The sequence below is a fragment of the Knoellia sp. Soil729 genome (genome assembly GCF_001427985.1).
Taxonomy (GTDB): Bacteria; Actinomycetota; Actinomycetes; order Actinomycetales; family Dermatophilaceae; genus Knoellia.
The window spans coordinates 83,277-109,275 of the sequence record NZ_LMSA01000003.1 but is presented as its reverse complement, the minus strand read 5'-3'; the positions used below and the strand labels follow the sequence as shown (position 1 = coordinate 109,275).

Genomic DNA, 25,999 nt, shown 5'->3' with positions numbered 1-25,999 from the left:
CCACTGACAGTGCGAGGATGGACCGGTGACCGTCACGCTCCCCGCACCTCGCACCCCTGACCCGCGCACCGCTCCCACCCTGCGCTGGGGCGTCCTCGGCCCCGGCTACATCGCCCGGGAGAGCGCCACGGCGCTACGCGCCGAGACCGACCAGGTCATCCAAGCCGTGGCGTCGCGGGACCTGGGTCGAGCGCAGGGTTTCGCTGACGACTTCGGCGTGCACACCGCATACGGGTCCTATGAGGAGCTCGTGAACGACCCCGAGGTCGACATCGTCTACGTCGCCACCCCCCACTCCGAGCACCACGCGCAGGCGCTGCTGGCCCTCGAAGCCGGCAAGCACGTCCTCGTCGAGAAGGCGTTCGCGCGCAACGCGAGCGAGACCCGCGAGATCCTCGACACCGCGAAGGACAAGGGCCTGCTCGCCATGGAGGCCATGTGGACCCGCTTCCTGCCCGGCATCGACGTCGTGCGCCAGTGCCTCGAGGACGGTCTGCTCGGGAAGGTCGAGAACGTCTTCGCCGACCACGGTCAGCCCCTCTACCCCAACGGTCCGCAGCGCCTGTCCGACCCTGCCCTCGCCGGCGGCGCGCTGCTCGACCTCGGGATCTACCCGACCTCGTTCGCCTCGTTCGCGCTGGGCGGCATCGAGTCCGTCACGGCCACCGGCCGCCTCGCCGCCGAGGGCGTGGACGCCGAGGAGACGATCCTCGTGACCGGCGCGACGGGTGGCCGCGGCCTGCTGCACGCCACGATGACCTCGCGCACGCCGACCACCGCGAGCATCAACGGCACCGCCGGCCGCCTCGAGCTCGGCGACCCCGACGACCCGCACAGCAGCTGGTACGCCCCCTCGCGCGTGCGCTTCGTCTCCCGGGACGCCGGGACCGACATCTCCTGGGAGCCCGAGGACCGCACCCACGGACTGCACTTCGAGTTCTGCGAGGCGGCACGCTGCGTCGATGCCGGGCTCACCGAGAGCGCCCTCCTCCCGGCCGCCGAGACCCTGCGCATCATGGAGGTCCTCGACGAGGTCCGCGCGCAGGTGGGGGTGCGCTACCCCGGCGAGTGAGCGTCGCCGAACTCCATGACCCTGTCGTGCACGGAGTCGAACCACGGCTCCTTGGCGTCCGCATAGTCGTGCGTCGAGAGCCCCTTCGCGAGCAGGTCCAGCTTGAGCGCCGCGTACTCGTCCCGCGCACCACTGTCTGCCTGCAGCCAGTCGCGGAAGGTGAGCGCCCAGCGGTAGCCCGGGCCGTCGACCTCCCGCACGTGGACATGGGTGACACGGCAGGGGTCGGCACTGCCGTGGAACCTCTTGTGCCACGCCGTGCCGTCCTTGCCGTGGTCCGCGGCGGGACCGTCCACCCGCGGGAAGCCGCTGTGCTGCAACGCTTCCACGAACGCTGGCGCATCAGCCTCCTCGAGGGAGCCCACCCCCACCTGGATGTCGATGACGTCCTTGGCAACGAGCCCCGGCACCGACGTGGAGCCGATGTGGTCGACCGCGAGCGCCCTGTCTCCCAACGCCTTCGCGATGCGCGCCACAAGCCGGGCGCCCTCGGCCGGCCACTCCTCCTTGGGCTCACTGAGCGTGAGTGCGTCGGGACGACGAGCCCGTATGCCGTGAATCAGGTTCTCGTTGAACGGTTGCAGCCGCTCGGCCCAGAGTCTGCGAACCTCCACCTCGAGCTGCGCGGGGGTGCCGTTGTTGTCGAGCCACACGTCCGCCGCTGCCCGACGGGCGCTGTCGTCGGCCTGCGCGTCGATGCGGGCCTGCGCGTCCTCGGGCGTCATGCCGCGGTCGCGGACGAGCCGGTCGAGCCGCTCCCCTGCCTCCACCCCGACGACGACCACCAGGTGGTAGTCGGCCCCCATCGCCTTCTCGACGATGAGGGGCATGTCGTGCACGAGGATCGTCTCGGCGGGCACGGCCTCGCGGAGCTCGGCGGTGCGCCTCCAGATCGCGGGGTGGGTGATGCCCTCGAGGTCGGCCAGGGCACCCGGGTCAGCGAAGACGACCCGACCCAGGGCCGGACGGTCGAGCGCTCCGTCCGAGCCGAACACAGCGTTCCCGAAACGCTTCCGGATGGCCGTGAGGGCCGGCATACCCGGTTCGACGACCTCTCGGGCAACAGCGTCAGCGTCGACGACCACGGCACCGAGATCGGCAAGGAGGCGGGCGACCGTCGACTTGCCGGAACCGATTCCGCCGGTGAGGCCCACACGCAACATGGGGCCAAGGTACCGGGGAGTTGCGTAGGGTCGGCCCCATGACTCCGGCCCTGTCGGTGGGGCTCCTCGTGATGGCGCTCGTGATCGCGCTCCTCGCGTGGTGGGTGCGCCGTCTGCGCCGCCGGCTGCGGACCAGCTCGCGCGAGATCGCGCGGCTGCAGGAGCTCGCGCTGCGCCGCGCGGACCAGGTCTCCGTGCTCAGCCACGAGGTGCGCACTCCCCTGGCCCTCATCAAGGGCTCCGCCGACCTCCTCGCCGAGGAGAGCCCCGGACCCCTGACGACGACCCAGGCGAAGTTCGTCGACACGATCTCCGGCAGTGCCGAGCACGTCATCGCCCTCGCGGAGGACCTGCTCACCCATGCGCGGATCGAGGCCGGGCTCTTCGAGGTCCAGCTGCGCGAGGTGGAGCTGCGCGCCTACCTGCGCTCGATCGTGCGTGAGCTGCGGCAGGTGCACCACCACCGGGCGATCGCCCTCGACGCTCCGGGCCCACCCACCCGGGTGCACCTCGACCCGCAGCTCATCCAGCAGCTGGTGAGCAACCTCGTGGCCAACGCCCTGCGTCACGACGACTCGCCCGAGAACGAGGTGGTGGTGCGCGGCCACACGGCCGAGGGCAACGTCATCATCTCCATCAGCGACCAGGGTCGAGGGATGAACGAGGAGGAGCGGTCCCGTCTGTTCGCCCGGTTCTCGAGCAGCGCACCGGTCGGTGAGGGGACGGGTCTCGGCCTCTACATCTCGGCGCACATCGCCGAGCTCCACGGCGGCCGGATCCTCGTCGACACCATCGCCCAGCACGGCACCACGATGCTCGTGACCTTCCCCGCTCGAGAGGGCAGGGTGGACGCATGAGTGGCGACCAGTGGCGGGTGCTCGTCGTCGAGGACGAGCCCGCCATGCGCGAGATCATCACCTTCGCGCTCGAGACCCAGGGCTTCACGGCCCTGTCCGCCGGCTCGGCCGAGCAGGCCTGGCCCCTCGTCAGGGACCAGCAGCTCGACCTCGTCGTCCTGGACGTCATGCTCCCGGGCATGTCGGGCATCGAGCTCTGCCGACGGATCACCTCGACCAGGCCGATGCCGGTCATCCTGCTCACCGCCCTCGGTGAGACGTCGCAGCGGATCGCTGGTCTCGAGGCCGGCGCCTCCGACTACGTCGCGAAGCCCTTCCACCCCCGCGAGCTGGCGCTGCGCGCGGCGGGCCTGGTCCGTCGATCGCCCCTGAGCCGCGGGGCCCTCGCCGAGGCCGGGCCGGTGACCCTCGACCTGCAGGCGGCCACGGCCTACGTCAGGGGCAAGCGGGTCGACCTGACGTCGCAGGAGTACCGGCTGCTGGCTGCCCTCGTCACCCACCCCGACGAGGACCTGCCCTTCCGGCAGCTGCTGCTCCTCGCGTGGGGGGACGCGCAGCCGCTGGGCGGTCGGGAGCTGCTCAAGACCGCGGTCTACCGGCTGCGGCTCAAGCTCGAGGCGGTGGACCCGGTGGCCAGGGGCTGCATCCAGAGCGTGCGCGGGGTCGGCTACCGCTACGTGCCACCCACGAGGTCCGACGGACCGACGGTCACAGGACCGTGACCGACTGAGACCCGTTTCGTGACCTGCCCACCGTCGCCGCGCCCTAGTGTCGGGCGCGCAGCAGGCCGTAAGCGTCACGGTCGGCCATTGACAAAGGAGTCAACCGCCATGCGTCGTTCTCGCACCTCCGCCATCCTCCTCGCGGTGCCCCTCGGGCTCACCACACTCCTCGCAGCGTGCGCCGTCGAGGACCCCGACACCTCCACGCCCGCAGCCAGCAGCTCCGACGGCGGGTCGACCAAGGGCACCGGTGAGGTGGTCGTCGCCTGCACGCCCCAGGAGGAGCAGTGCCAGGCGATGGCGGCCGCCTTCACCAAGGCCTCCGGCATCAAGACCTCCTACGTCCGGATGAGCTCCGGAGAGGGCGTCGCCCGTCTCGACGCCGCGAAGTCGAAGCCCGAGTTCGACGTGCTCTACGGCGGTCCGTCGGACGGGCACGTCGCCGCCTTCGACGCCGGGCTGATCGAGCCCTACGTGTCCCCCAACGCCGCCGCCATCCCGGACAAGTACAAGGACAAGGACGGCAAGTGGACCGGCACCTACGTCGGTGTCCTCGGCTTCTGCTCCAACAAGGACCAGCTCGACAAGGTCGGCGCCAGCACACCGAAGTCCTGGGCGGACCTGCTCGACGCCAAGCTCAAGAAGCAGGTCGCGATCGCGCACCCGTCGACGTCGGGCACGTCCTACACCGCCGTCTGGACCCAGATGGTCCTCAATGACATGGACGTGGACAAGACCTTCGACTACCTCGGCAAGCTGCACAACAACGTGCTCCAGTACTCCAAGAGCGGCTCCGCGCCGGGGCAGATGGCAGGGCGGGGTGAGGTCGCGGTCGGCGTGATCTTCAGCCACGACTGCGTGAAGTACCAGAAGGAGGGCTTCGACATGCTCGAGAACACCTTCCCCAGTGAGGGCACGGGCTACGAGATCGGCGCCGTCTCCCTCGTCAAGGGCGGACCGAACGCGGAGAACGCCAAGAAGTTCCTGGACTGGACCCTGACCCCCGACCACCAGAACATCGGCCCGACGGTCGGCAGCTTCCAGATCCCGACCAACCCCGACGCCAAGGTCACCGACGACATGGTCAAGCTCGACCAGGTCAAGCTCGTCGACTACGACTCGATCGAGGCCGGGCAGAAGAAGAAGGAACTGACCGCGAAGTTCGACGCCGAGGTCGCGCCTGCTCCCAAGGAGTGAGGCAACCCGTCACCCATGACAGCCACGCTGCTTCCCGCAGCCGCTGACCCGGTCGGGGCGAGCGAACCCTCGCCCCGACCGCGTCGCCGCTCCGGACGCGACCTCACCCTCGTCGTGATGGTGACCGTCGTCGCCCTCATCCTCGCCGTCATCGTGGGGCTCCCCCTCGTGAGGATCCTCACCGTCGCCTTCTCGGCGGAGGGCTGGGACATCGTCAGCTCGATGCTGAGCAACCCGGTCAACCGCCGCATCCTCTGGAACACCATCCAGCTCGGTGTCATCGTCTCCCTGCTCGGGACCGCGGTGGGCTTCGTCATGGCCTACGCGCAGGTGCGTCTGGGCTTCCGCGGCAAGAAGATGCTGCACCTCGTCTCGCTCATGCCGATCGTGTCCCCACCCTTTGCGGTGGCCACGGCAGCCATCACGCTCTTCGGCCGCAACGGGATGATTAGCAACGGTGTTTTCGGCCTCGACGTCAACATCTACGGGCTCAAGGGGCTCGTCTTCGTCCTCACGCTCTCGTTCTTCCCCGTGGCCTACATGAACCTCAAGGGCATGCTGGAGAGCCTGGACCCCAGCCTCGACGAGGCGGCCGCCAACCTCGGGGCCAACAAGCTCAAGATCTTCACGTCCGTCACGCTGCCGATGCTCATCCCCGGCATCGCCGGATCGGTGCTGCTCCTCTTCGTCGAGTCCATCGCCGACCTCGCCAACCCCCTCGTCCTCGGTGGCGACTACACCGTGCTCGCATCGAGGGCCTACCTCGCGGTGGTGGGCGAGTACAACGTCGCGGGCGGGGCGGCATACTCGCTCGTCCTGCTCCTTCCCGCCCTCAGCGTCTTCCTCGTCCAGCGCTACTGGGTGAACCGCAAGAACGTCGTCAGCGTCACCGGCAAGCCGGCTGGGAGTCCCGAGCTCATCACCGCACCGGTCCTGCGCATCCCGATCCTCACCGTGGCAGTGGCCGTGGCCGGGCTCGTGATCCTCATGTACGGAACGGTCGTCTTCGGCGGGTTCGTCAAGATCTTCGGGGTCAACAACGAGTTCACCCTGGACCACTACCGCTTCGTGCTGGCCGGCATCGGGTCCGACGCGATGTTCACCACGACGATCCTCGCCCTCATCGCCACCCCCATCGCAGGGCTGCTCGGCATGGTCATCGCGTGGCTCGTGGTGCGCAAGCTCAAGCGCACGTCCGGCCTCATGGACTTCGTGGGCATGCTCGGCCTGTCCGTCCCCGGGACCGTCATCGGCATCGGCTACGCCATCGCCTTCAACACCCCGACGATCCTCGGCGGGCGGCAGTGGTTCCCGGCGGTCGCGGGAGGTTCTGCGGCCTTCGGTGGTGCGATGGCGATCGTCATGGTGTTCGTCGCCAGGTCACTTCCCACGGGACAACGGGCCGGCATCTCGGCCCTGCAGCAGATCAACCCCGCCATCGACGAGGCTGCGACCAGCCTCGGGGCCAGCAGCCTGACCACCTTCAGGACGGTGACGCTGCCGCTCATCCGGCCGGCGCTGCTCGCCGGCCTCACCTACGCGTTCGCGCGCTCGATGACCACGCTCTCGCCGATCGTGTTCATCACCACGCCGCAGACCAAGATCATGACGAGCCAGATCCTGTCCGAGGTCGACTCCGGGCGCTTCGGCAACGCCTTCGCGTACTGCGCCATCCTCATCGTCATCGTGCTCAGCTTCATCGGACTGCTCAACCTCGCCATGCTCCACCCCTCGATCCGCGGCATCCAACGCCGATGACCGCCACCTCGGAGAGTGCAATGACAACGCAGTCGGACACCTCGACGCACCTGGCCGCCGGCAACATCGCCACGGCCACTCCCGGCCGGGTCACCCTGCGCTCCCTGCGCAAGGTCTACGGAGACGACAAGAGCGCCAGCCCAGCGGTCAAGGACGTGGACCTCGACATCGAGCCGGGCGAGTTCATCACCCTCCTCGGCCCGTCGGGGTGCGGCAAGACCACGACCCTGCGGATGATCGCCGGCTTCGAGACCCCCACCGAGGGAGAGATCCGGCTCGACGACGACCTCATCAACAAGGTCGCGCCCAACAAGCGGCCCATGGCGATGGTCTTCCAGTCCTACGCCCTCTTCCCCCACCTCAGCGTCTTCAACAACGTCGCCTACGGGCTCAAGCTGCGCAAGCTCCCGTCGGCACGGGTGACCGAGGAGGTCGAGACGGCACTGACCTCGATGAACCTCGGGCCCTACCGCGACCGGGCGCCCCACCAGATGTCGGGTGGCCAGCAGCAGCGCGTGGCCCTGGCTCGCGCGCTCGTCATGCGTCCCAAGGTCCTGCTCTTCGACGAGCCGCTGTCCAACCTCGACGCCAAGCTGCGGGTGCAGATGCGCGGGGAGATCCGTCGGCTGCAGCGGCGGCTCGGCATCACCACGATCTTCGTCACGCACGACCAGGACGAGGCCATGACGATGTCCGACCGGATCGTCGTCATGAACGTCGGCGTCATCGAGCAGGTCGACACACCCGAGGAGATCTATCGCCACCCGGCATCGGTGTTCGTGGCCGACTTCATCGGTCGTGCCAACTTCCTCGACGTCGACGTCCACGACGTCACCGCAACCGGTGCGGACGTGAGCGTCCTCGGCCAGCGGTGGACCGTGCCCAGGCACGCCGCGGTGGACGCCCGCAGCTCCGTGACGCTCATGGTGCGTCCGGAGTCCGTGCGCCTCACGCCGACGCGGGGACGTGCCGTGGGGGGAGCCGTGGGACGGGTCCTGTCGTCGATGTTCTACGGCCAGTCGATCGAGTACGACATCGAGACCGAGGCCGGCAACCTCGTGGTGTCCGTCGCCGACCCGCACGCCCACGAGACGTTCTCCCCCGGCGACTTCCTCGACGTCGGCTTCGAGGCGGGACGTGCCTGGCTCATGCCCGTGGAGGGCGACCAGCCGTGACGAGCCGGCCCTGCTCGGTCGAGGAGTCCGTGCAGCTGCGGACGGTGGCGGAGCAGGTCGCCGAGGGCAGCTCGGCCTACCTCATGGACGCGTTCCGGCGGCCGATGTCCGTCGAGCACAAGGGCGGACCCCATGACCTCGTCACCGAGCACGACCTGGCCTCCGAGCGCCTCATCCGCGAGGGTCTCACCCAGGCCGTCCCGGACAGCGTCATCATCGGCGAGGAGGGCGGACACTCCGGGAGCGGGCGGGTCGTCTGGCACGTCGACCCCATCGACGGGACGGTGAACTTCAGCCACGGGCTGGCCTTCTGGTGCGTCTCCATCGCCGCCACCGTCGACGGCGAGGTCGTTGCCGGCGTCATTGCCGCACCGGCCCTGGGTGAGGTGTTCGCCGCCGACCTCACCGGTGTGACGGTCAACGGCACGGCAGCCGGCCCTCGGCGCGTGGAGCGCGAGATCGACAGCCTGGTCGTCTCCACCTTCCCGCGGGACCTCGACCTCGAAGCCAACGCCGACGATGCCCTGACGGCGAGTGGGGCCCTGGTGCGGGCCTACGGAGCCGTGCGCACCCTCGGCAGTGGGGCGCTGGGCCTGGCCCACGTGGCGACCGGACGGGCCGACGCGACGTTCGACCTGCACACCAACTCCTGGGACGTGGCCGCCGGTGCCTTCATGGTGCGCCTTGGCGGTGGCCGCTACTGGGGCTGCGAGGACGGCGTCGTGAACGGGGACGCGGGCAGCTCCTACCTGCGCCCGGCCTACTGGGCGACCGGCGCGGAGATCGAGCACCCGACGCTGCGCACGCTCGTCACCGCCCTGTCCCGGCGCTAGGCCAACCGCGCCGGGAAGCCGCCGGTGGCGATCGGCCCCCAGTGCGTCGGCGTGATGCGGAGCAGTGACTTGCCCTGCTCACGCATGGCCTGCCGGTACTCGTCCCAGTCGGGGTGCTCCCCCGAGATGCAGCGGTAGTAGTCCACCAGCGCCTCGGCAGCCTCGGGCATGTCGATCACCTCGCACTCCCCGTCGACCTGCACCCAGGGCCCGTCGAAGTCGTCGGACAGTGCCAGGACGCTGACCTGCGGGTCGCGACGAGCGTTCGCCACCTTGGCCCGCTCCGGATAGGTCGAGATGACGATGCGGCCCTGCTCGTCCACCCCACCGGTCACCGGCGAGGTCTGTGGCCGGCCGTCTCGCCGGCTCGTCGTGAGCACCAGGTGGTGTCGGGGGCGCAGGAAGTCGAGCAGGGTCTCGAGGTCGACAGTGGTGTTCGTCGCGACGGTGCGTGCCATGCCCCCACTGTGGCACGGCGGGGGCGGACAGGCCGAAGGCCCGGCTCCCCGCAAGGGGAACCGGGCCTTCGGACGTGCGTCACGGCATACGGGCGTATGCCGTCCCGCTCAGTTTCCGGTGAGCTTCTCGCGCAGTGCGGCGAGGGCCTCGTCGGAGGCGAGGGTGCCCTCGGCGGCGGCGGGAGCGGCCGGACGCGAGTCCGTGCTCTCGTCGTCGTCGGAGGCGGACGACGCGGTGGACGAGTCGCTGCTGTAGGACGTGGCGGTGTCGCCACCGGCAGCGGCCTCGGCGTCGGCCTTGGCGGCCTCCTCGACCTGCGCGCGGTGCGCCTCCCAGCGGGCGTGTGCCTCGGCGTACTGCTTCTCCCAGACCTCACGCTGCTTCTCGAAGCCCTCGAGCCACTCGTTGGTCTCGGAGTCGAAGCCCTCGGGGTACTTGTAGGCACCGGCCTCGTCGTACTCCGCAGCCATGCCGTAGAGGGTCGGGTCGAACTCGACCTGGCCCGCGCCGTCCTCGTTCGCCTGCTTGAGGGAGAGCGAGATGCGGCGACGCTCGAGGTCGATGTCGATGACCTTGACGAAGATGTCGGCGCCGACGGTGACGACCTGCTCCGGGAGCTCCACGTGGCGCTCGGCCAGCTCGGAGATGTGGACCAGGCCCTCGATGCCGTCCTCGACGCGCACGAACGAGCCGAACGGGACGAGCTTGGTGACCTTGCCGGGCACGACCTGACCGATGGCGTGCGTGCGGGCGAAGTGCTGCCACGGGTCCTCCTGCGTCGCCTTCAGCGACAGGGAGACACGCTCGCGGTCCATGTCGACGTCGAGCACCTCGACGGTGACCTCGTCGCCGACCTCGACGACCTCGGACGGGTGGTCGATGTGCTTCCAGGACAGCTCGGAGACGTGGACGAGACCGTCGACGCCGCCGAGGTCCACGAACGCGCCGAAGTTGACGATGGAGGACACGACGCCCGAACGGACCTGGCCCTTCTGGAGCTCCTTGAGGAACGTCGTGCGCACCTCGGACTGCGTCTGCTCGAGCCAGGCACGGCGCGACAGGACCACGTTGTTGCGGTTCTTGTCGAGCTCGATGATCTTGGCCTCGATCTCCTTGCCGACGTAGGGCTGGAGGTCGCGGACACGACGCATCTCGACGAGGGAGGCGGGGAGGAAGCCGCGCAGGCCGATGTCGAGGATGAGCCCACCCTTGACGACCTCGATGACGGTGCCGGTGACGACGCCGTCCTCTTCCTTGACCTTCTCGATGGTGCCCCAGGCGCGCTCGTACTGAGCCCGCTTCTTGGACAGGATGAGACGGCCTTCCTTGTCCTCCTTCTGGAGGACGAGGGCCTCGACCTCGTCGCCGACCTTGACGACCTCGTTGGGGTCGATGTCGTGCTTGATGGACAGCTCGCGCGAGGGGATGACACCCTCGGTCTTGTAGCCGATGTCGAGCAGGACCTCGTCGCGGTCCACCTTGACGATGATGCCTTCGACGATGTCGCCATCGTTGAAGTGCTTGATCGTCGCGTCGATGGCGGCGAGAAGTTCTTCCTCAGAGCCGATGTCGTTGATGGCAATCTGAGGGGCGGTCGTGTCGACCGTGCTGGCAGTCATGTAGTAGGAACTCCGATGTGGACAGATGGATGAAGTGGGTTGGTGCTGAGTGCACCCGACGTGCTCGCAGGCCCCGCGGGGCATGCGTCGACACACGCGTTTGCACGATCACCTTACCGAGGTCGTCCGTGCAGGGTCAAAGCGGGGTATGCCGGTGAGCGGCGACGTCGGTCGGCGCCCCTCCGAGGGTGGCGAGACCGCCGCCGCGAACCGCTCCTGGTGGGACGGCGAGGCCGCGGAGTACTACGCCGAGCACGGGTCCTTCCTGGGTGACGAGGAGTTCGTCTGGGGACCGGAGGGGTGGACCGAGGAGACGCTCGGGCTGCTGGGGGCGGGTGCTGGTCAGCGCATCCTCGAGATCGGTGCGGGGGCCGGCCAGTGTGCCCGCTGGCTGGTCCGGCACACCGGTGCCACGGTCGTGGCCACGGACCTGTCGGCGGGGATGCTGCGCGTCGGGTCGCAGGTCAGCTCGCGCACCGGCATCGCTCCCCCGCTGGTCCAGTGCGACGGCCTCGCGCTCCCCTTTGGTGACGCGTCGTTCGACACGGTCTTCACGGCATACGGCGTCGTGCCGTTCGTCGCCGACAGCGCTGCCGTCATGGTGGAGATGGCCCGGGTGCTGCGCCCCGGTGGGCGCTTCGTCTTCTCGACGACCCACCCGATCCGATGGGCCTTCCCCGACGACCCCAGCGAGGCCGGGCTCACGGCGCGGCTCAGCTACTTCGACCGCACGCCGTATGTCGAGTCCGACGAGTCGGGGCGGGCCACCTACGTGGAGCACCACCGGACGATGGGCGACCGGATCCGCGAGATCGTCGCGGCCGGACTCGTCGTGGAGGACGTGGTCGAGCCTGAGTGGCCGCTGGACAACACCGCGACCTGGGGAGGCTGGTCGCCGACGCGCGGCGCGATCATCCCGGGGACGGCGATCTTCGTCTGCCGCCGACCGTCAGGCGGGTGACCAGGGATGCACCTCGCGGAACCACGCGATGGTGCGGGCCAGTCCCTCGTCGATCTCGACCTTGGGCTCCCAGCCCAGCACCTGTCGGGCCAGCGTGGTGTCCGGCTGGCGCACGGTGGGGTCGTCCACGGGTCGCTCGATGTGTGCGACACGTGAGGCTGACCCCGTCAGATCGATGACCTTGCGTGCGAGGTCGAGCATCGAGATCTCGTGGGGGTTGCCGATGTTGATCGGACCCTGGTGCTCTCCGTCGGCCATGCTGAGGATCGCGTCGACGAGGTCGTCGACGTAGCAGATGGACCGGGTCTGGGACCCGTCCCCCGCCACCGTCACCGGCTCGCCGGCCAGGGACTGACGGATGAAGTTGGGGATGGCGCGCCCGTCGTTGGGTCGCATCCTCGGACCGAACGTGTTGAAGATGCGCACGATCCCCGTGTCGACCGCGTGGGTGTTGCGGTAGGCCAGCGTCAGCGCCTCGGCAAAGCGCTTGGCCTCGTCGTAGACGCCGCGAGGACCGACCGGGTTCACGTGACCCCAGTAGGTCTCCGGCTGAGGGTGGACGTGAGGATCGCCGTACACCTCGGACGTCGAGGCCAGGACGATCCGAGCACTCTTGTCGCGGGCCAGGCCCAGGGCATGAAGGGTCCCGATCGATCCCACTTTGAGCGTCTCGATCGGCAGCTTGAGGTAGTCGATCGGCGACGCCGGGCTGGCGAAGTGGAGGACGAGGTCCACCTTGCCGCCGACATGGACGAAGTCCGTCACGTCGGAGCGGATCAGCTTGAAGCCCGGCTCCTCGACGAGATGGGACACGTTGGCGGGCGCGCCGGTGAGGAAGTTGTCGAGGCACACGACCTCGTCACCCCGTCCGACCAACGCCTCGCAGAGGTGCGATCCCAGGAAGCCCGCGCCGCCGGTGACGACGACGCGCACGTCAGGACTTTCGCAGGTCGATGTTGCTGCGCGTGGCCCCGTCATCCACGCGCTCGCGGTCGCCGAAGACGTCGAGGTTGGAGTTGGCGCGGTCAAAGTCGCCGTCGCCGTTGCCGTCGTAGGCGTCGCGCCTCGCGTCATCCTCACCGTCACGACGGGCGCTGTTCCACAGGAAGAAGCCGGCGACAGCGCTCAGGAGCCCAAGCAGTCCAGCGATGAGTGGCAGCTTGTCGACGAGTCCGAGCTTGGAGTCGTTGGCCTTGGCGTCCTTGATGTTTGCCGCGATGGTCTCGTCGGTGAAGCCGAAGTCCAGGTCCAGGACCGTGGTGCCGTTGTCGGTCTTGCGCACCTGCTGCTCCGTCTGCTTCTGGATGGCACCGGTGCGCGGGTCGATGTACATCGTCTTGGTCGAGGAGTACGTGCCCTGGATGCCTGAAGCGATCTCCGCGGGCTCGTCGGTCACCGTGGTGACGAACTTGTAGGTGTTCCAGCCGTTGACCTTCTCCTCCCCTTGGAACTCCGCGTCATTCGCGCGACCGATGACCCCGTCCCAGAAGGGGTAGGTCTTCTTCTCGACACCGAACGGGAACTTGTTGACGAGGCCCTCATGCGGCTTCGCGTCCCCGATGTACTTCTCGTCGTTGACCGCGAGCGCGGTCTTGCGATCGGTCGCGAAGCGGTCGGTGGACGCAGTGACGAGCCTGGTTCCCTCACCGGTGTTGGAGTCGTCGACGCAGTCGGGCGCGTTCCCGTTGGGGTCCGTGATCAGGCAGGTGAAGGTGTCGAACACGACGACCTTGCCGTCCGACTTCTTGCCGTCGGCGACGGTGTGGCTCAATGCCTTCACGGGAGCGCTGCCACCCGTCGGGAGAACCGCGGCAGTCCCCGAGAGTCGCGTGTTCGAGTCCGTATCCAGCGGGGTCTTCTTCACCTGGCCCGGAACGTAGACCAGGGCCAGCACTGCGGCGGTGACGAGGAAGCCGGCGAGGCCCATGAGGACCAGACCGATGATTCTGCGCATGTGCGGGACACCTTTGTCTCAAGTGGAGCACGGATCGAGTTGACGAGACCCTACCAGTCGGTACAGCGGGGCTTCGGGTTCTGGGAACGGTGGGCGCGGTCCTCTCCCATAGGGTGCGCACATGAGCATGACGACGGGGTTGCGGAACCACGCAGTTCCCCTGACCCTCAACCCGGCTCTGGACGGTCTTCGCGCTGTCGCCGCGGGACTCGTGGTGCTCACCCACGCTGCTTTCCTCACCGGGTTCGGTGCCACGGGCGGCTTGATCGGGCGTCTCTGGGCCCGGGGTGACTTCGGGGTCGGGATCTTCTTCGCGCTGTCGGGTTTCCTCCTGCATCGTGGCCTGGTGTCCAAGGACGCGAAGGGGAGCCTTGATGTCCTGGGCTACGGCTTGCGCCGAGCCGCCAGGGTCCTTCCTGCCTACTGGGTGGCGCTGGCTGCCGTCGTCGTCTTCGCCAACCCGCCATGGCGCGACTGGGTGCTCCACGCAGCACTGCTCCAGATCTACGTCTCCGATGCGTGGATCTCCGCGTTCGGCCAGTCGTGGAGCCTGGCCACCGAGATCTCCTTCTATGCGGTGCTACCGCTCGTCGTCATCGCGCTTCGACCGCTTCGCCGACGACACCCCGCGCTCCCGCTCGTTGTTCTGGTCGTCACCGCACTCGTCACGACCCTGTTTGCGGGTCTGGGGGCAGGGGAGGTCTTCGGTGAGGACCTCCAGTTCCACATGTGGCTCCATGCCCGCGCGCCCCAGTTCCTCGCCGGCATGATCTGTGCCGAGGCCCTCTCTGTCCCCACGTCCTCGGTTTCACGACGGCTCGAGGCCTGGGGGGCAGATTCCGTCATGTGCCTCGCCGTCGCGGGGGCTGCCTACCTGCTGGGCACCACCACCATCGCGGGAGCACTGACGGTCGACACCGCGTCCGCCAGCGAGCTCATCGGCAGAACGGCGCTGTGCACCCTGGTGTCCTTTGCCCTCTTGCTCCCGCTGACCCACGGCGGTGCGAGCGCCTATCGCGCCGCACTGTCCCATGCAACAGTGCGGTGGCTGGGACGGGTGAGCTACGGGGTCTTCCTGTGGCACTTGCCGGTCTTCACGGCTCTGTATGCCGTCACCGGCGTCGCCTTGTTCTCTGGAGGTGTGGTGCCCCTCTTGGCCGTGGGCCTGCCGACGACCCTGCTCCTCGCGGTCATGAGCCACCAGTGGCTCGAAGTTCCAGCGTCAGCGCTCGTCGGGCGCTTCCTGGGTCGCCAGCGCGATCGCGAGCGCCGCCAGCACCAACAGCCTGACCGACGCCTCGACCGCTGAGCTCCCGACGCGGCCGGGCGCTACCCAGGACTGGATGACCGCGGCTGCAAGGGTGAGACTCAGCACTGAGGAGACGAGCCACAGTCGTCGGTGGCGTCCCAAGTGGCTGACGATGACCATCGCCACCCCGACGGCAACTCCGGCTGGCCCAGCGATCAGGGCACACCACACGACCGTGGCCGTGGCCGTGGCCGTGGCCGTGAGCACCGGTACGGCGCCGTACCTCTTGGCACCGCGAGCCACTCGGCGCCGCGTGGCCCGGTCAGGCCACACGGCGAGCAGCACGACCAGTGCCGCCATAACGCTCCCGGCTCCCAGCCCCCATCGATACGCACGATCGGGAGCGAACTCGATGGTGAGCCGACCGGCGGCGCCAGTGGGCACGACGAAACCCTGCCTCCGCCCATCGACCACCTGCGCCGCGAGGCGCGAGCCCCCCAGGGTCGCCTGCCACCCAGGGTTGGCGTTCTCACCCATGACGAGGACGCGCAGGGCTCCGGAGGACAGATCTGCGGTGAGCCGGGTCGGGGTGGGTCGCCGGTGCGACACCACCTGAGAGTGAGCGGCGGTGGCGTCGCGCTCCGGTGCCAGCACGGCGCTGCGGGGTGCGAGACCGCGCCACGAGTCGACGGTCAGCGTGTGCGAGCTGGCAGCGGCCACCCTGACCGGCTCGCAGGTGCGCCAGGTGAACGCGCCGATGCCGAACAGCGCGTCACGCCGACCCTCTGCGGCGGTCGGCACGAACTGGCCGTCCACCGTGACTCGCGGACCTTCACCGCAGCCACTGCTGACCGTGTCCACGGGCGGCGCGAAGGGGTGACCGACGATCTCGAGCTCCTCGAGCTCGAGCGCTCCCACGCCAGGCCGACCCCGTCCGGGAACCGAGACGAACGTGATCGATATGTGCCGTCCGGTCCTCGGTGGAAGGCTGAGGACCCCGTGCTCCGGCAGCCTTCGAGTCAGCTCGGACCCGTCGATGTCCACCACGACGGCGGGCGCTTCCTTCTTGGCCCAGTCTCCTCGCGTCTGCAGACGTAGACCCTGGATCGCTGTGGGCTGATCGAGTCTTATCGTGACCGAGGGTGAGGAGTCGTCCGGAGCGGGGCTCCACGCAGTCCGGGGATCCGAGTCGATGATCGACTGTGGAAGTGCTGAGGGGGCGTACCCGCGCAGGCTGCTGGTCGTCACCTCCACCCCTGGAACAGTCAGGAGCTCTTGGGGCACGGCGAGGGGGTCAACCGCCAGGGTCCCGGTGATGACCCGGTCGCCGGTCGCCAGTCCTTCTATCGTGCGCACCATCGCACCCGTGGACTCGGGATCCACGAGGAGACCCGAGTAGCAGGTGAAGTGCCGCGCGAACAGGGCACACCCATCCGTTCCGGGCAGCCCTGCCCCCAGCACGGCAGTCTGGGCTGATCCCGACACCGTGCTCGGCGTCCTCACCGCCTCGACCGGACTGATCCCGGGCAGGCGGACCTCGGCCAGCCCCGTGACCACGGTGGCGGGCTTGCCAGCAGTCGTGCGGCGGATGTGGATGGTGACCTGGCTCGTCAGGCCAGCGGGAAGCTCGATGGTCGTCGGCCGTTCGGTCGTCGAGAGCCGCACGTCCAGTGAGCCGGCATCCGTCGACACGGTGAGCTCGGTCGGGATGCCAAGTCCCTTGCCGAACCGCACCCTGTCGACGTAGGCCTGAACGCTCATGCGCCGCAGCTCGGTGGGTTTCTCCAGCTCGATGGTCAAGGTGGGGTCATCGTCGAATGCCGCTGCCCACGAGGTACGGGGATTGCCGTCCAGTGCCGCGAACGCCCGGTGGGCCGGCTGGAGTCCCGCGACTCCAAAGTCCTGGGCGATTGACGACGACGCACGCACATCCCGTATGCCGGTGTACGTCACCACGGACCGGTGCTCGACCCCGGGCCAGGGCAGGTAGTCCGCCGAGGTCAGCGCGTCGTGCTCGTCGAGGGTGTTCGTCACGTCCTGTCCTCGTGGAGCACCGAACCAGCGGTCCCTGGCCCGGAAGCCATCCGTGACGACATCCGAACCGGGCTCGAGGTTGAGGGTGCGGTCTCCGTCGAAGATCACCGGACGACCACCCATGCCGGCGTCCGCGAGACGGGCCAAGTCCTCTGAAGCTCCGGAGGCACCGACCAGGTCGTCGGCCGCCCACATCTCCAGATCGGTAGCCACGTGGCCCTTGAGTGCATACACCTCCAGGGGAAACACCCGCTCCCCCGAGGAGTCCACCCAGGTCTTACCGAACCCCTTGACGAAAGAGGCCCCCGCGGTGTTGACCACGGCAGAACGGCCAATGGCCACTGGTGGCTGCCCTGCTTCCCAGGCGGCGAGGTCATTGCGGACGACTAGGTATCGAACGCCCGCGGCCCGCAGCATGGAGTCCGCCCCGCCGAGAGGCCGGCCGGTCTGCAGCCGCGTCTCGACCTCGTCGAGCAGCCGAACCGTCCCGGCGGGCGCGAGCGGCACGGCATCCCGCACGGCATACGGGGTTGATGTCAGCGCTCGCAAGGGTTCGTCCATCGGCCGCCCCCAGAGGTACTCACCGAAGCTCGAGGCGGGCACGATGAGAGCTTGACCGTCCGTGCGGCCGTCGAGCCAGCGCCCGAGGTCCCGCCAGGGCTCGGCCACCTCGACGAAGGACCCGCGTGGGGCGATGGCCCCGCTGAACCCTGGTGCCGCGGCCCCGATCACCGTCAGAGTGGCTGCAGTGAGCGCAGCCCCCCCGAGCCACGCCCGGCGAGGTCGCCAGACGGCGAGCCTCCTGAGCAGGTGGGCCAGCCCCACCGCGAGCGGCAGCCGGATGAGCAGATCAGCCTTGTGAACGTTGCGAAGCGGTGCAAGGGGCCCATCGAGGGCCTGCTGTACCGGATGCGCCAGCGGGGAGTCGAACGGTCCTTGGTGGGGCAACGAGATGAACAGCACCCCAAGGGCGAGACAGGTCAGCAGGAAGGCTCGGTGCGGAAGGCCGCGAACCAGGAAACCCGCCAGACCCAGGGCCATCACGCAGGTCGTGGCCACGATGCTTGCCCGACTCGACACCAGCTCGAAACCTGCTGGCCACCAGACACCGCCCGACGTGACCAGATGGCCGAGCCAGTGAGTCGTTCCGCGGAAGACATCGAGCAGGGTGATCTGGGCCGTCACCGTCTGTGCGTTCTCGATCCATTCGAGGAAGGGAGGCGAGTAGCGACCCATGACGACCAGTGGCACGAGCCACCAGCTCGTGGCGGCCAGGACACACGCTCCCCACACCCAGGTCACCGGTCGTCTCCACCAGGAGCGACGGGTCACCAACCAGATCGCGGCGGGGAGGACCGCGAACGCGGTGGCGGTGGCGTTCACTCCCCCACAGCAGAGGAGGGCGACCCCGCTGAGAGCGGCACCCTTGCGTGCTCCCACCCTGCCCCGCTCGACGAGGACGAGGGGAAGGAGAATCGCCGGCGCGAGCAGCTGAGGCTGCGCCTCCGATGAAAGTCCGCCAATGGTGCTGATCACGCGCGGCGCGAGGACGTAGGCCAGCGAGGCGATGACGCGCACCCCAGAGCCAGCAACGCCGAACGCTCGCAGGAGTGCCATCATCGCCGCGAAGCCAGCGGTGAGCAGGGCCATCCACCACAGGCGCTGCACGACCCACATCGGCAGCACCTCCGAGCCGATCCCGAAGAAGGGGCCCATGGGGAACAGGTAGCCGAACGCCTGGTTCTGCAAGCCGCCCCAGGTCACCTGGGGGTCCCACAGGTGCAGCGCGCGCCCGAGGAAACCCCACGGGTCGACGTAGAGGTCGTTCTTCGTGTCCTCCGAGATCCGGCCGGGAGTCACCGACCATGCCACGCTCCACACCACGAGAAGACCGGCGAACGCCTGAATCCAGCTGCGGTCGCGAACTGGCGAGGTCACCAAGAACCATCTCTGCGGTGGAGCACCGGCAGCCTCCCCCGACGAAGGCCGGTGAGGTACCTTCGCCCTTGCTCGGAACGCACTCGGGAATGGTAACCATGCGGCACCGAACGCCTCCGTCACCCAGCCCTTCGAGGACGAATGTCTCTGCGAGTCCTGCTGCTCAACTGGCGCGACCTCAACCACCCGGAAGCCGGCGGTGCCGAGAAGTACCTTGTCACGGTGGCCGAGGGCCTGGCGGCCCGGGGCCACGGGGTGACGTTTCGCACGGCCGCCTACCCCGGCGCCTTGCCCGACGAGACGATCGCCGGAGTCCGGTACGTGCGCCGGGGCGGGCACTACTCGATCTATCCGATCGCCGTCCTCGGGCGCAGTCAGACCCAACACGATGTCGTTGTCGACGTCCAGAACGGCGTGCCGTATCTCTCACCCCTTGTCACCAGTACCCCTGTCGTGAACCTCGTGCACCACGTGCACCGCGAACAGTGGCCCCTCGTCTTCGGGCCCCGCACGGCGCGCCTCGGATGGTGGCTGGAGTCCTCGGTGGCCCCAGCCGCCTACCGGCGCTCGAACTATGTGGCGGTCAGCCATTCGACCCGGCGCGAACTGGTCCAGCTCGGCGTGGACCCCGAGCGGATCACACTGATCCACAACGGCACTGACGCTGTGGCCGACGAGGGGCTGGAGAGATCGCACTCGCCGCGTGTCATCGTGCTGGGCCGTCTGGTCCCCCAGAAGCGCGTCGAGATCGCCTTGGACACCGTGGCCAGCCTGCGGCACCGCATCCCGGGAATCCACCTGGACGTGGTCGGGTCGGGGTGGTGGGAACCCACCCTTCGCGCGCATGCATCCAGGCTCGGGATCGATGAGCTGGTGACGTTCCACGGGCATGTCTCCGAGGCAGAGAAGCATCGACTCCTCGCACGCGCCTGGGTGCACGCGATGCCGAGCCTCAAGGAAGGGTGGGGGCTCGTTGTCGTCGAAGCAGGTGTTCACGGCACTCCCACAGTTGCGTTTCGCGAAGCAGGTGGCCCAGCCGACTCCATCAGGCATGAGGAGACCGGTCTGCTGGTCAACGGCGCCTCGAGCTCCGGGGCGCACAGTTTTGCCGACACCGTGGCTCGGGTGCTGACCCAGCACGACGAGCGCAGGGCGATGTCGGATCGCGTGCGGACCTGGGTCTCCCGGTTCCACTGGGACGACTGCGTACAGTCGTGGGAGGACTTGCTGCTGCGTCAGGTCAGACGGTGAGGCCCGAGCCGCTCACGGAGCGTCGTAGCGCACGACCTGCTCGGAAGCCGCGGCCGGGTTCGCGCCCGGGTTGATGGCGCTCACACCCCCGATGATGGCAATCAGGGCGAGGACCACACCGGCGGCGATGGACGCGAAGGGCCCAACAGCAGAAGTCATGGGCCAGACCCTACCAGCCGGTCACGAAGGCTCCGGGTCACATCGCGAGCGAGACACGCCGCCGCAACGAGCCACGTGAGGCACGTCATTATCCACCCCAGGCGACCCGCCATGCTCATGCTTCCCGGCACCGTGCTTGCGCCGGGAAACTCGAGCACTCTGACGCGCGGCTCATCGGACACCACAACGGCGCCCTTCGGCATCGTCGTGAGCGCTGGCGCCACGTCGCCGCCTCCGTCCTTCTCGATGACCACCCAACGCACCCCTTCGCGCGCGAGCGCCTCCACCGCTGGGACGCCCGCTGTGATCCGCTCCGTGACACGTCGAGCTGCCGGGTTCTCTCCCGGCACGTCGCCCGAGGAGAGTGGCAGCGAGTCGTCGAAGATGACGGGATGATCGAGCATTCTGGGGACGAGCGTGAGCGACACGCGGTCCCCATTCCACTGGTAGCGGCGGTACTGCGACCAGGGCAGAAGGCCCACGGAGCCGCCCGCAGTGCGCGACAAGCCCTCGGAGATGGCCCGGAGGTCGGCCGGGACCTCGATCGCCCTCACCCGCCCTCCCACTCCCCAGGCCAGGGATGGGAGGAGCGCCACCGGCAGAGTGGCCACCAGAACCACCAGTGCTGGACCGACACGCCGCGACCGCACCACCTCTGCCGCGAGGACACCGGTTCCGGCCGCGACCACGGCGACCCACGGCGCCAGGAGCTTCTGCGCGTCTCGTAGGACACCTCCGCCCGGAAGATGGACCACGACGGCGGTCCACGCACCGAGCGGGTCGAGCGCACTTGCCCAGGCGATCGCCAAGCCGGCGACCCCCGGGAGGGCGATCGCCAGGGCGCGCTGGGCCAGAGCGCCTCGAAGGGCGGCCACCCACGAGAGCAGCGCCACCAGCAGGGAGACGAGCGCCACGACCACCACTGATCGTTCGGATGGATGGCTCGCCGGGTTCCAGAAGCCACCACCGCTGGCCAAGGACGCGAGCACTCCCAGCGGCGTGTCCGCCTTCGCGGCGAAAGCGCCCACTCCTTGCGGTGCCGAGGCGACACCAGAGGCCAGGGCCGGCAGTGCCCACACCATCGACGCGCCCGCGGCGGACGCAACGGACCATGCCAGCGCCCGCCACTGGGTGTCGGGCACGGCGAGCACGAGGACGACTGCCAGGACGACGATCACGAGGCCATTGGCCCCGCCGACTCCGCAGGCTGCAATTCCCACGGCCGGTGACCATGCGGGTCTGGTTCCCCGCCGCACCGCCATGCCCGCGACCAGAAGGTGCGGCAGGGCGGCATACGCAAGGAGGACCGTCCAGTGACCGATGACCAACCGCTCGAGGACGAAGGGGTTCCAGATGGCAGCGATGACCGCCACCACGCGACCGACCATCAGGAGGTTCGGGGCAAGGACGGTCGCGAGGCGTGCCGCGCCCACTCCCGCCAGCACCAGCGTGCCGAACAGCAGCGCGGACTGAGCCACACCCGCTCCGAGCAGCTGGCCCAGCATGATCGCCACGGCATCACTGGGGACGGCGCGCGGTGCTGCTCCAGCGGTTCCGAGGGCGAACGGCGTGAGGCGGGCATCCGGGGACCAGGCCAGGTCATAGGCGAGCACCACCCCCGGACGCAGCGCAGGCCCCAGCACCACGAAGGCGACCACAGCTGCCACGAGCAGTGGCACCAGAGTGGTCCGGTCCGGCTTGGTGACGCTCATTCGCCGGACGGAGCAGGAGGAGCGAGCAGGTCCTCGACGGCCTCGTGCAGGCTGGGCGCATCTTCGCCCAGGAGGATGGCACGCATCCCCAGGGCGCGTGCCGGGACCACATCGCTCGTCATGTCCCCGACCATGGCGCAGCGATGAGGACGCGCCCATGGTGCTGCCTCCAGCGCGCCCATGAACAGCCCTGGCTGCGGCTTGCGACACGTGCACTCGCCTCGTTGGTGCGGGCACAGCTCGACACTGTCGATGTGGGCACCTTCAGCGGCCAGAAGCTCGTCGAGACGCGACATCACCCTCGCCCACTGGCTCCATGACAGCGACCCGGTGGCAAGGCCTCGTTGGTTGGTGACCAGCACGACGCGACACCCGCTGCGGTTGAGACGAGCCACTGCCTTCGCCGCACCAGGCAGGAGGTTCAGGTCGAGGGGGCTGGTGACGTACCCGTCGACCCTGACGTTGATCGTGCCGTCGCGATCGAGGAAGACGATGTCCCAGGGCGCCTCGGGCTGGGCCTGCGACGTCAGCTCTGCGCCGCCCAAGCGGAGTCCACCGCCTCGCACCAGGAGTGCGACCACATCAGGTGGATCTCCTGGATCCTCGGGGTGTAGCTCGATGGTGCTCGGAGCACGTGGTCGGCCAGGTGTGCGTCTGTCCCCGACTCCCCGGTGAGCAGGATGGTCGTGATGTGCCGAGCCCTGGCTGCCTCGAGCGCCGCAAGCACGTTGGGCGAGGACCCGCTGGTGGACATCGCGAGCAGGACGTCTCCGCGTCGCCCGTGGGCGCGCACGCCTCGAACGAAGACCTGGTCGAAGCCGAAGTCGTTGCCCACCGCAGTGATCACGGTGGAGGACTCAGCCAGGCTGATGGCCGGCAGTGGCTCGCGGTCGAGCACGCACTTGCCCGCAAACTCCGCAGCCACATGGCTGGCCATGGCCGCACTTCCACCATTGCCGAGAATGAGGAGCTGGTGTCCCTGCGCGAGGGCCGCGAATATCTCGCGGCCAGCGGCGTCGACGGCCTGCACCAGGTCCGGCTCCCCGAGTCGGGCAACGATCTCTGACCAGGACTTGCGTGCTTGGGAGTGCAGCTCGTCCACGAACGCCGAGTCGGGTGAGGTCGTCACGTCGGCACCCGCCACGTGGTGACACCCTGCCGACTGAAGGTGAACTCGGACACCGTCATACCCAAACCGATGAGGGCCTGGGCCACAAGGTGTTTGCGTTCGAACTCACAGACCAGCACCATGTGGCCGCCACCGCCGGCGCCTGTCACCTTGGCGCCCAGCGCACCGGAGGACAGTGCAGCCTCGACGGCCTCGTCGATGTGTGGGTTCGAGATCCGGCTCGACATGCGCTGCTTCTGCTTCCAGGCCTGGCCGAGGAGGTCGCCGAAGCTGGACACCTCGCCACGAAGGAGTGCCTCCTTCATCGCGTGCGCGATCTGCTTCTGGGCCCGCATGCCGGCGACTGTCTCGGCGTCGTGGCCCGTGAAGCGCGCGATCTGGTCCTGGATGATGTGATCGCTCACCCGGGAGTGACCTGTGTAGGCCAGGAGCATGTTGTGCTCGAGCTCGTGCAGGGTGGACTCGGCCACCCGGAGGGGATAGACGACGACCCTCTCGGCGTGGAACTCCATGAAGTTGAAGCCGCCGAAGGCAGCCGCGTACTGGTCCTGCAGACCACCGGGAATCCCCAGGTCCTCACGCTCCAGGCGGCAGGCAACCTCCGCGAGCTCATGGGGCGTGAGGTCGATCCCGCAGTGCCTGGCCACCAACGCGAGCACGTTGACCACGACTGCGCTCGACGAACCCAACCCGGAGCCCGGTGGCGCGTTCGTGTGGAGGAACAAGTCGAAGCCGGGCGTCGGCAGGGCATCGTCGAGCTGGCGCACTCGCGAGATGGCCGCCTTGGGCAGGTCGAGACGCCCATCGAGGACCACCGGATCGTCGACTCCGAAGTCGACCGACTCGCCATAGTCCAGGGAACGCACCGTGACGTTGCCGTCGTCACGTGGGCGCAAGGTCGCGTAGGCGTAGCGGTTGATCGTCGAGGAGAGGACGACACCACCTTCGGTCTCGGGGAACGGCGGGACGTCCGTCCCCCCACCCGCGAAGCTGACCCGAAGGGGCGCGCGTGCCCGTAGCACTGCCCGTCGTGTCATCGGGTTCCTCCCGTGGCAGGAGCGGTGGTCAGTGAGTCGTCCCTGCGCCGCAGGATGAGCAACAGGTTCCAGGTCACCAGCTCGCGCAGACCGGGGACGGCCAGGACATGACGGGCGGCGTCAGGCAGGTATCGCGGTCTTGCGCCGAGGATGTCGACATCCTGCCGGTTGCGGGCCCAGGCCAACCCCTCCGCCACGCTGACGCGGTAGAGGCTCTCACCGAGGCGGTTCTTGGGCGGATGACCGTGACGCCGCTCATAGCGCCGGGCGGCGTATCCCGCACCGAGCCAGTGCCAGGGCGACGCCTCATGGGCTCCCCACGGTGACCACCAGTTCGTGTAGCTGAGGTACAGCACACCACCGGGGCGGGTGACGCGCAGGAGCTCGTCGGCCACAGGAGCAAAGTGCGGCACGTGCTCGAGCAGGTTGCTCGAGAAGACCACGTCAGCGGCCCCGTCGGCGACGGGGAGCGCCAGTGCTGAGCCAGTGAGACCTCCGTCGGCCACGGACGAGACGGTGGGGTCATGGTCTATGGCGACGTAGCGAGCACCGCGCGCACGGAAGGTGTCAGCGAACTGGTGCGGTCCTGCCCCGACGTCGAGCACGATCCGGCCGTCGAGGGACATGTGGTCCGCCACGGTGTCCACCGAGTCCTCCGCGAGGTCACCATAGAACCTGTCGGGCTCTGTCTGCTCGACGAGGAAGCTGCGGAAGAGGTGGACGGACCGGCCCAGGCCGCGCTGCTGGCTCATCGAGGTGGGCGCCTGGCAGTGAGGCGCAGAGTCGGGCGCGTACGGGGGGCGACGAGCCGCATTCCACCGACCACGGGCGCCGTGAGCAGGGCGGCACCACGAACAGCACCGCTGGCCAACGCCCCGGCAGGTCCCGGTGGGCGCCACGCGCGCACGGCTGAGGCAAGGTCGACGCTGATGCTGTCGAGCACGAGACGGTCGACGCGCACGTCGACGAGGCCGGCGTCACGCGCAAGGCGTCGCAGTGACTCCTGCGTGAAGAAGCGGACGTGGGTGGGGTCCTCGAGCATCCACCATGCGGAGCCGAAGGTTGACAGGCCCCACGAGTCACCCGCAGGTGTGAGCAGGACGAGGCCACCGGTACGGCTCAACAGGGAGGCGGCCTTGCGCATCGTCACGACTGGGTCCGCAACGTGCTCGATCACGTGGACGCCGACGACCAGGTCAGCACCCACGGCTCCGTCGGGCACTTCCTCCACGGCACAGTTCCAGAGTCGACCATGCTGCGTGACGACCGGGTCGACATCGACGGCGAGCTGGTCGGGATCGACACCCGAGATGGCCGCTCCGTCGTCGTGGAACCGTCTCAGGAGCGCACCGCTCCCATAGCCGATCTCGAACACGGAGGCCGGCCTGCCCGCGGCTCGCAGCCAGCGGTAGGTCAGGCGAGTGCGGACTGCGTCGAGTGCCGGATCACCGCCGTACGCGGCGTCGCGGTGGTTGGCCGGAGCGTCCTCGAGAGACCGGTGGAGATGGCCACAGCTCAGGCACCGGTCGAGCTGGCCACCTCCCCTCAGCCGCAAGCGTCGGGTGTCCCTGCCACATATCTCACACTGGCGAGGGAGCGCTTCACCTCGTGCTCGGCTTGCCACGCGGGTACCCTAACCCAGTCCACCGGGCTCCCCCGCTGGATCACGAGGAGGGCACCCATTGGGAACGGACACCGCGCAACGGCCGCTCCGTGTCCT

23 protein-coding genes are annotated in these 25,999 nt (G+C 68.8%); 10 read left to right on the top strand and 13 right to left on the bottom strand.

Annotated elements, in window-relative coordinates; translation table 11 throughout:
• The first annotated feature begins 25 nt into the window (after positions 1–25).
• A complete protein-coding gene (locus tag ASG74_RS12240) occupies positions 26–1,072 on the top strand; it encodes a Gfo/Idh/MocA family protein (protein ID WP_056143831.1) in 1,047 nt (348 codons plus the stop codon).
• On the opposite strand, the gene coaE is transcribed toward ASG74_RS12240, so the two are convergent.
• Complete coding sequence (gene coaE, locus ASG74_RS12235) at positions 1,057–2,235, bottom strand: dephospho-CoA kinase (RefSeq protein WP_056143829.1); 1,179 nt, start codon at positions 2,233–2,235, stop codon at positions 1,057–1,059. The two genes, ASG74_RS12240 and coaE, sit on opposite strands and share 16 nt — an antisense overlap.
• Before the next feature lie 38 nt (positions 2,236–2,273).
• On the opposite strand from coaE, the gene ASG74_RS12230 reads away from it, so the two are divergent.
• The 6 genes from ASG74_RS12230 (at position 2,274) to ASG74_RS12205 (ending at position 8,777) form a co-directional block, all read left to right on the top strand.
• Positions 2,274–3,092, top strand: coding sequence for a sensor histidine kinase (locus ASG74_RS12230; protein ID WP_056143826.1), 819 nt, complete (start codon positions 2,274–2,276; stop codon positions 3,090–3,092).
• On the top strand, positions 3,089–3,814 hold the full coding sequence (locus tag ASG74_RS12225; protein ID WP_056143818.1) for a response regulator transcription factor: 726 nt from the start codon (positions 3,089–3,091) through the stop codon (positions 3,812–3,814). The genes ASG74_RS12230 and ASG74_RS12225 overlap by 4 nt, the downstream gene beginning before the upstream one ends.
• A 108-nt stretch (positions 3,815–3,922) precedes the next feature.
• A complete protein-coding gene (locus ASG74_RS12220) occupies positions 3,923–5,011 on the top strand; it encodes an ABC transporter substrate-binding protein (RefSeq protein ID WP_056143815.1) in 1,089 nt (362 codons plus the stop codon).
• 15 nt (positions 5,012–5,026) lie between these two features.
• Positions 5,027–6,769, top strand: coding sequence for an ABC transporter permease (locus ASG74_RS12215; RefSeq protein ID WP_056143814.1), 1,743 nt, complete (start codon positions 5,027–5,029; stop codon positions 6,767–6,769).
• Positions 6,770–6,789: 20 nt separating this feature from the next.
• Positions 6,790–7,944: an ABC transporter ATP-binding protein gene (locus tag ASG74_RS12210; RefSeq protein WP_056143811.1), complete on the top strand. Its 1,155-nt coding sequence runs from the start codon at positions 6,790–6,792 to the stop codon at positions 7,942–7,944.
• A complete protein-coding gene (locus ASG74_RS12205; protein ID WP_056143808.1) occupies positions 7,941–8,777 on the top strand; it encodes an inositol monophosphatase family protein in 837 nt (278 codons plus the stop codon). Before ASG74_RS12210 ends, ASG74_RS12205 begins: the two co-directional genes overlap by 4 nt.
• Here the strand turns inward: ASG74_RS12205 and ASG74_RS12200 are convergent.
• Together ASG74_RS12200 and rpsA are read right to left on the bottom strand one after the other, a co-directional pair.
• Complete coding sequence (locus ASG74_RS12200; RefSeq protein WP_056143804.1) at positions 8,774–9,235, bottom strand: PPOX class F420-dependent oxidoreductase; 462 nt, start codon at positions 9,233–9,235, stop codon at positions 8,774–8,776. The two genes, ASG74_RS12205 and ASG74_RS12200, sit on opposite strands and share 4 nt — an antisense overlap.
• Positions 9,236–9,343: 108 nt before the next feature.
• Positions 9,344–10,855 (bottom strand): 30S ribosomal protein S1, encoded by a 1,512-nt coding sequence (gene rpsA, locus ASG74_RS12195; protein WP_056143803.1) that lies wholly within the window; start codon positions 10,853–10,855, stop codon positions 9,344–9,346.
• Positions 10,856–11,003: 148 nt separating this feature from the next.
• Between rpsA and ASG74_RS12190 the strand changes: the two genes are divergently transcribed.
• Positions 11,004–11,816, top strand: coding sequence for a class I SAM-dependent methyltransferase (locus ASG74_RS12190; RefSeq protein WP_056143800.1), 813 nt, complete (start codon positions 11,004–11,006; stop codon positions 11,814–11,816).
• Here ASG74_RS12190 and ASG74_RS12185 read toward each other — a convergent pair.
• Both ASG74_RS12185 and ASG74_RS12180 read right to left on the bottom strand, forming a co-directional pair.
• A complete protein-coding gene (locus ASG74_RS12185) occupies positions 11,805–12,749 on the bottom strand; it encodes a UDP-glucuronic acid decarboxylase family protein (RefSeq protein ID WP_200942602.1) in 945 nt (314 codons plus the stop codon). The genes ASG74_RS12190 and ASG74_RS12185 overlap by 12 nt on opposite strands.
• A gap of 1 nt (position 12,750) precedes the next feature.
• Entirely contained in the window at positions 12,751–13,770 is a 1,020-nt protein-coding gene (locus ASG74_RS12180; RefSeq protein WP_056143794.1) for a DUF3068 domain-containing protein, read from the bottom strand.
• A gap of 121 nt (positions 13,771–13,891) precedes the next feature.
• On the opposite strand from ASG74_RS12180, the gene ASG74_RS12175 reads away from it, so the two are divergent.
• Positions 13,892–15,079, top strand: a complete 1,188-nt coding sequence (locus ASG74_RS12175) for an acyltransferase family protein (protein ID WP_056143792.1) — start codon at positions 13,892–13,894, stop codon at positions 15,077–15,079.
• Here the strand turns inward: ASG74_RS12175 and ASG74_RS12170 are convergent.
• Positions 14,993–18,991 (bottom strand): alpha-(1->3)-arabinofuranosyltransferase domain-containing protein, encoded by a 3,999-nt coding sequence (locus ASG74_RS12170; RefSeq protein ID WP_056143788.1) that lies wholly within the window; start codon positions 18,989–18,991, stop codon positions 14,993–14,995. The two genes, ASG74_RS12175 and ASG74_RS12170, sit on opposite strands and share 87 nt — an antisense overlap.
• 141 nt (positions 18,992–19,132) lie before the next feature.
• On the opposite strand from ASG74_RS12170, the gene ASG74_RS12165 reads away from it, so the two are divergent.
• On the top strand, positions 19,133–20,242 hold the full coding sequence (locus tag ASG74_RS12165) for a glycosyltransferase family 4 protein (RefSeq protein ID WP_235498935.1): 1,110 nt from the start codon (positions 19,133–19,135) through the stop codon (positions 20,240–20,242).
• 12 nt (positions 20,243–20,254) lie between these two features.
• Here ASG74_RS12165 and ASG74_RS17235 read toward each other — a convergent pair whose 3' ends face one another.
• From ASG74_RS17235 to ASG74_RS12135, 7 genes are read right to left on the bottom strand one after another with little or no spacing between them, the layout of a single operon-like run.
• The gene (locus tag ASG74_RS17235) at positions 20,255–20,401 is read right to left on the bottom strand and encodes a hypothetical protein (RefSeq protein WP_156465393.1); all 147 of its coding nucleotides are present in this window, start codon (positions 20,399–20,401) and stop codon (positions 20,255–20,257) included.
• Entirely contained in the window at positions 20,398–22,113 is a 1,716-nt protein-coding gene (locus tag ASG74_RS12160; RefSeq protein ID WP_056143786.1) for a hypothetical protein, read from the bottom strand. Before ASG74_RS12160 ends, ASG74_RS17235 begins: the two co-directional genes overlap by 4 nt.
• On the bottom strand, positions 22,110–22,658 hold the full coding sequence (locus ASG74_RS12155) for a D-glycero-alpha-D-manno-heptose-1,7-bisphosphate 7-phosphatase (RefSeq protein ID WP_162252803.1): 549 nt from the start codon (positions 22,656–22,658) through the stop codon (positions 22,110–22,112). The genes ASG74_RS12160 and ASG74_RS12155 overlap by 4 nt, the downstream gene beginning before the upstream one ends.
• The gene (locus ASG74_RS12150; RefSeq protein WP_056144707.1) at positions 22,640–23,242 is read right to left on the bottom strand and encodes a D-sedoheptulose-7-phosphate isomerase; all 603 of its coding nucleotides are present in this window, start codon (positions 23,240–23,242) and stop codon (positions 22,640–22,642) included. Before ASG74_RS12150 ends, ASG74_RS12155 begins: the two co-directional genes overlap by 19 nt.
• Complete coding sequence (locus ASG74_RS12145) at positions 23,239–24,279, bottom strand: GHMP family kinase ATP-binding protein (protein WP_056143780.1); 1,041 nt, start codon at positions 24,277–24,279, stop codon at positions 23,239–23,241. Before ASG74_RS12145 ends, ASG74_RS12150 begins: the two co-directional genes overlap by 4 nt.
• A complete protein-coding gene (locus ASG74_RS12140) occupies positions 24,276–25,031 on the bottom strand; it encodes a class I SAM-dependent methyltransferase (protein ID WP_056143776.1) in 756 nt (251 codons plus the stop codon). Before ASG74_RS12140 ends, ASG74_RS12145 begins: the two co-directional genes overlap by 4 nt.
• Positions 25,028–25,834 carry a class I SAM-dependent methyltransferase gene (locus tag ASG74_RS12135; protein ID WP_235498933.1) on the bottom strand — a complete coding sequence of 269 codons (807 nt, stop codon included), beginning with the start codon at positions 25,832–25,834 and terminating at the stop codon, positions 25,028–25,030. The genes ASG74_RS12140 and ASG74_RS12135 overlap by 4 nt, the downstream gene beginning before the upstream one ends.
• Between the last annotated feature and the right edge of the window lie 165 nt (positions 25,835–25,999).

What these genes read in the sequence shown, in the direction of transcription:
- ASG74_RS12200 (WP_056143804.1), bottom strand. Translation starts at nt 9,235, where the DNA reads ATGGCACGCACCGTCGCGACGAACACCACTGTCGACCTCGAGACCCTG.
- ASG74_RS12210 (WP_056143811.1), top strand. Translation starts at nt 6,790, where the DNA reads ATGACAACGCAGTCGGACACCTCGACGCACCTGGCCGCCGGCAACATC.
- ASG74_RS12145 (WP_056143780.1), bottom strand. Translation starts at nt 24,279, where the DNA reads ATGACACGACGGGCAGTGCTACGGGCACGCGCGCCCCTTCGGGTCAGC.
- rpsA (WP_056143803.1), bottom strand. Translation starts at nt 10,855, where the DNA reads ATGACTGCCAGCACGGTCGACACGACCGCCCCTCAGATTGCCATCAAC.
- ASG74_RS12175 (WP_056143792.1), top strand. Translation starts at nt 13,892, where the DNA reads ATGAGCATGACGACGGGGTTGCGGAACCACGCAGTTCCCCTGACCCTC.
- ASG74_RS12180 (WP_056143794.1), bottom strand. Translation starts at nt 13,770, where the DNA reads ATGCGCAGAATCATCGGTCTGGTCCTCATGGGCCTCGCCGGCTTCCTC.
- coaE (WP_056143829.1), bottom strand. Translation starts at nt 2,235, where the DNA reads ATGTTGCGTGTGGGCCTCACCGGCGGAATCGGTTCCGGCAAGTCGACG.
- ASG74_RS17235 (WP_156465393.1), bottom strand. Translation starts at nt 20,401, where the DNA reads ATGACTTCTGCTGTTGGGCCCTTCGCGTCCATCGCCGCCGGTGTGGTC.
- ASG74_RS12230 (WP_056143826.1), top strand. Translation starts at nt 2,274, where the DNA reads ATGACTCCGGCCCTGTCGGTGGGGCTCCTCGTGATGGCGCTCGTGATC.
- ASG74_RS12225 (WP_056143818.1), top strand. Translation starts at nt 3,089, where the DNA reads ATGAGTGGCGACCAGTGGCGGGTGCTCGTCGTCGAGGACGAGCCCGCC.
- ASG74_RS12190 (WP_056143800.1), top strand. Translation starts at nt 11,004, where the DNA reads ATGCCGGTGAGCGGCGACGTCGGTCGGCGCCCCTCCGAGGGTGGCGAG.
- ASG74_RS12165 (WP_235498935.1), top strand. Translation starts at nt 19,133, where the DNA reads ATGTCTCTGCGAGTCCTGCTGCTCAACTGGCGCGACCTCAACCACCCG.
- ASG74_RS12160 (WP_056143786.1), bottom strand. Translation starts at nt 22,113, where the DNA reads ATGAGCGTCACCAAGCCGGACCGGACCACTCTGGTGCCACTGCTCGTG.
- ASG74_RS12140 (WP_056143776.1), bottom strand. Translation starts at nt 25,031, where the DNA reads ATGAGCCAGCAGCGCGGCCTGGGCCGGTCCGTCCACCTCTTCCGCAGC.
- ASG74_RS12215 (WP_056143814.1), top strand. Translation starts at nt 5,027, where the DNA reads ATGACAGCCACGCTGCTTCCCGCAGCCGCTGACCCGGTCGGGGCGAGC.
- ASG74_RS12220 (WP_056143815.1), top strand. Translation starts at nt 3,923, where the DNA reads ATGCGTCGTTCTCGCACCTCCGCCATCCTCCTCGCGGTGCCCCTCGGG.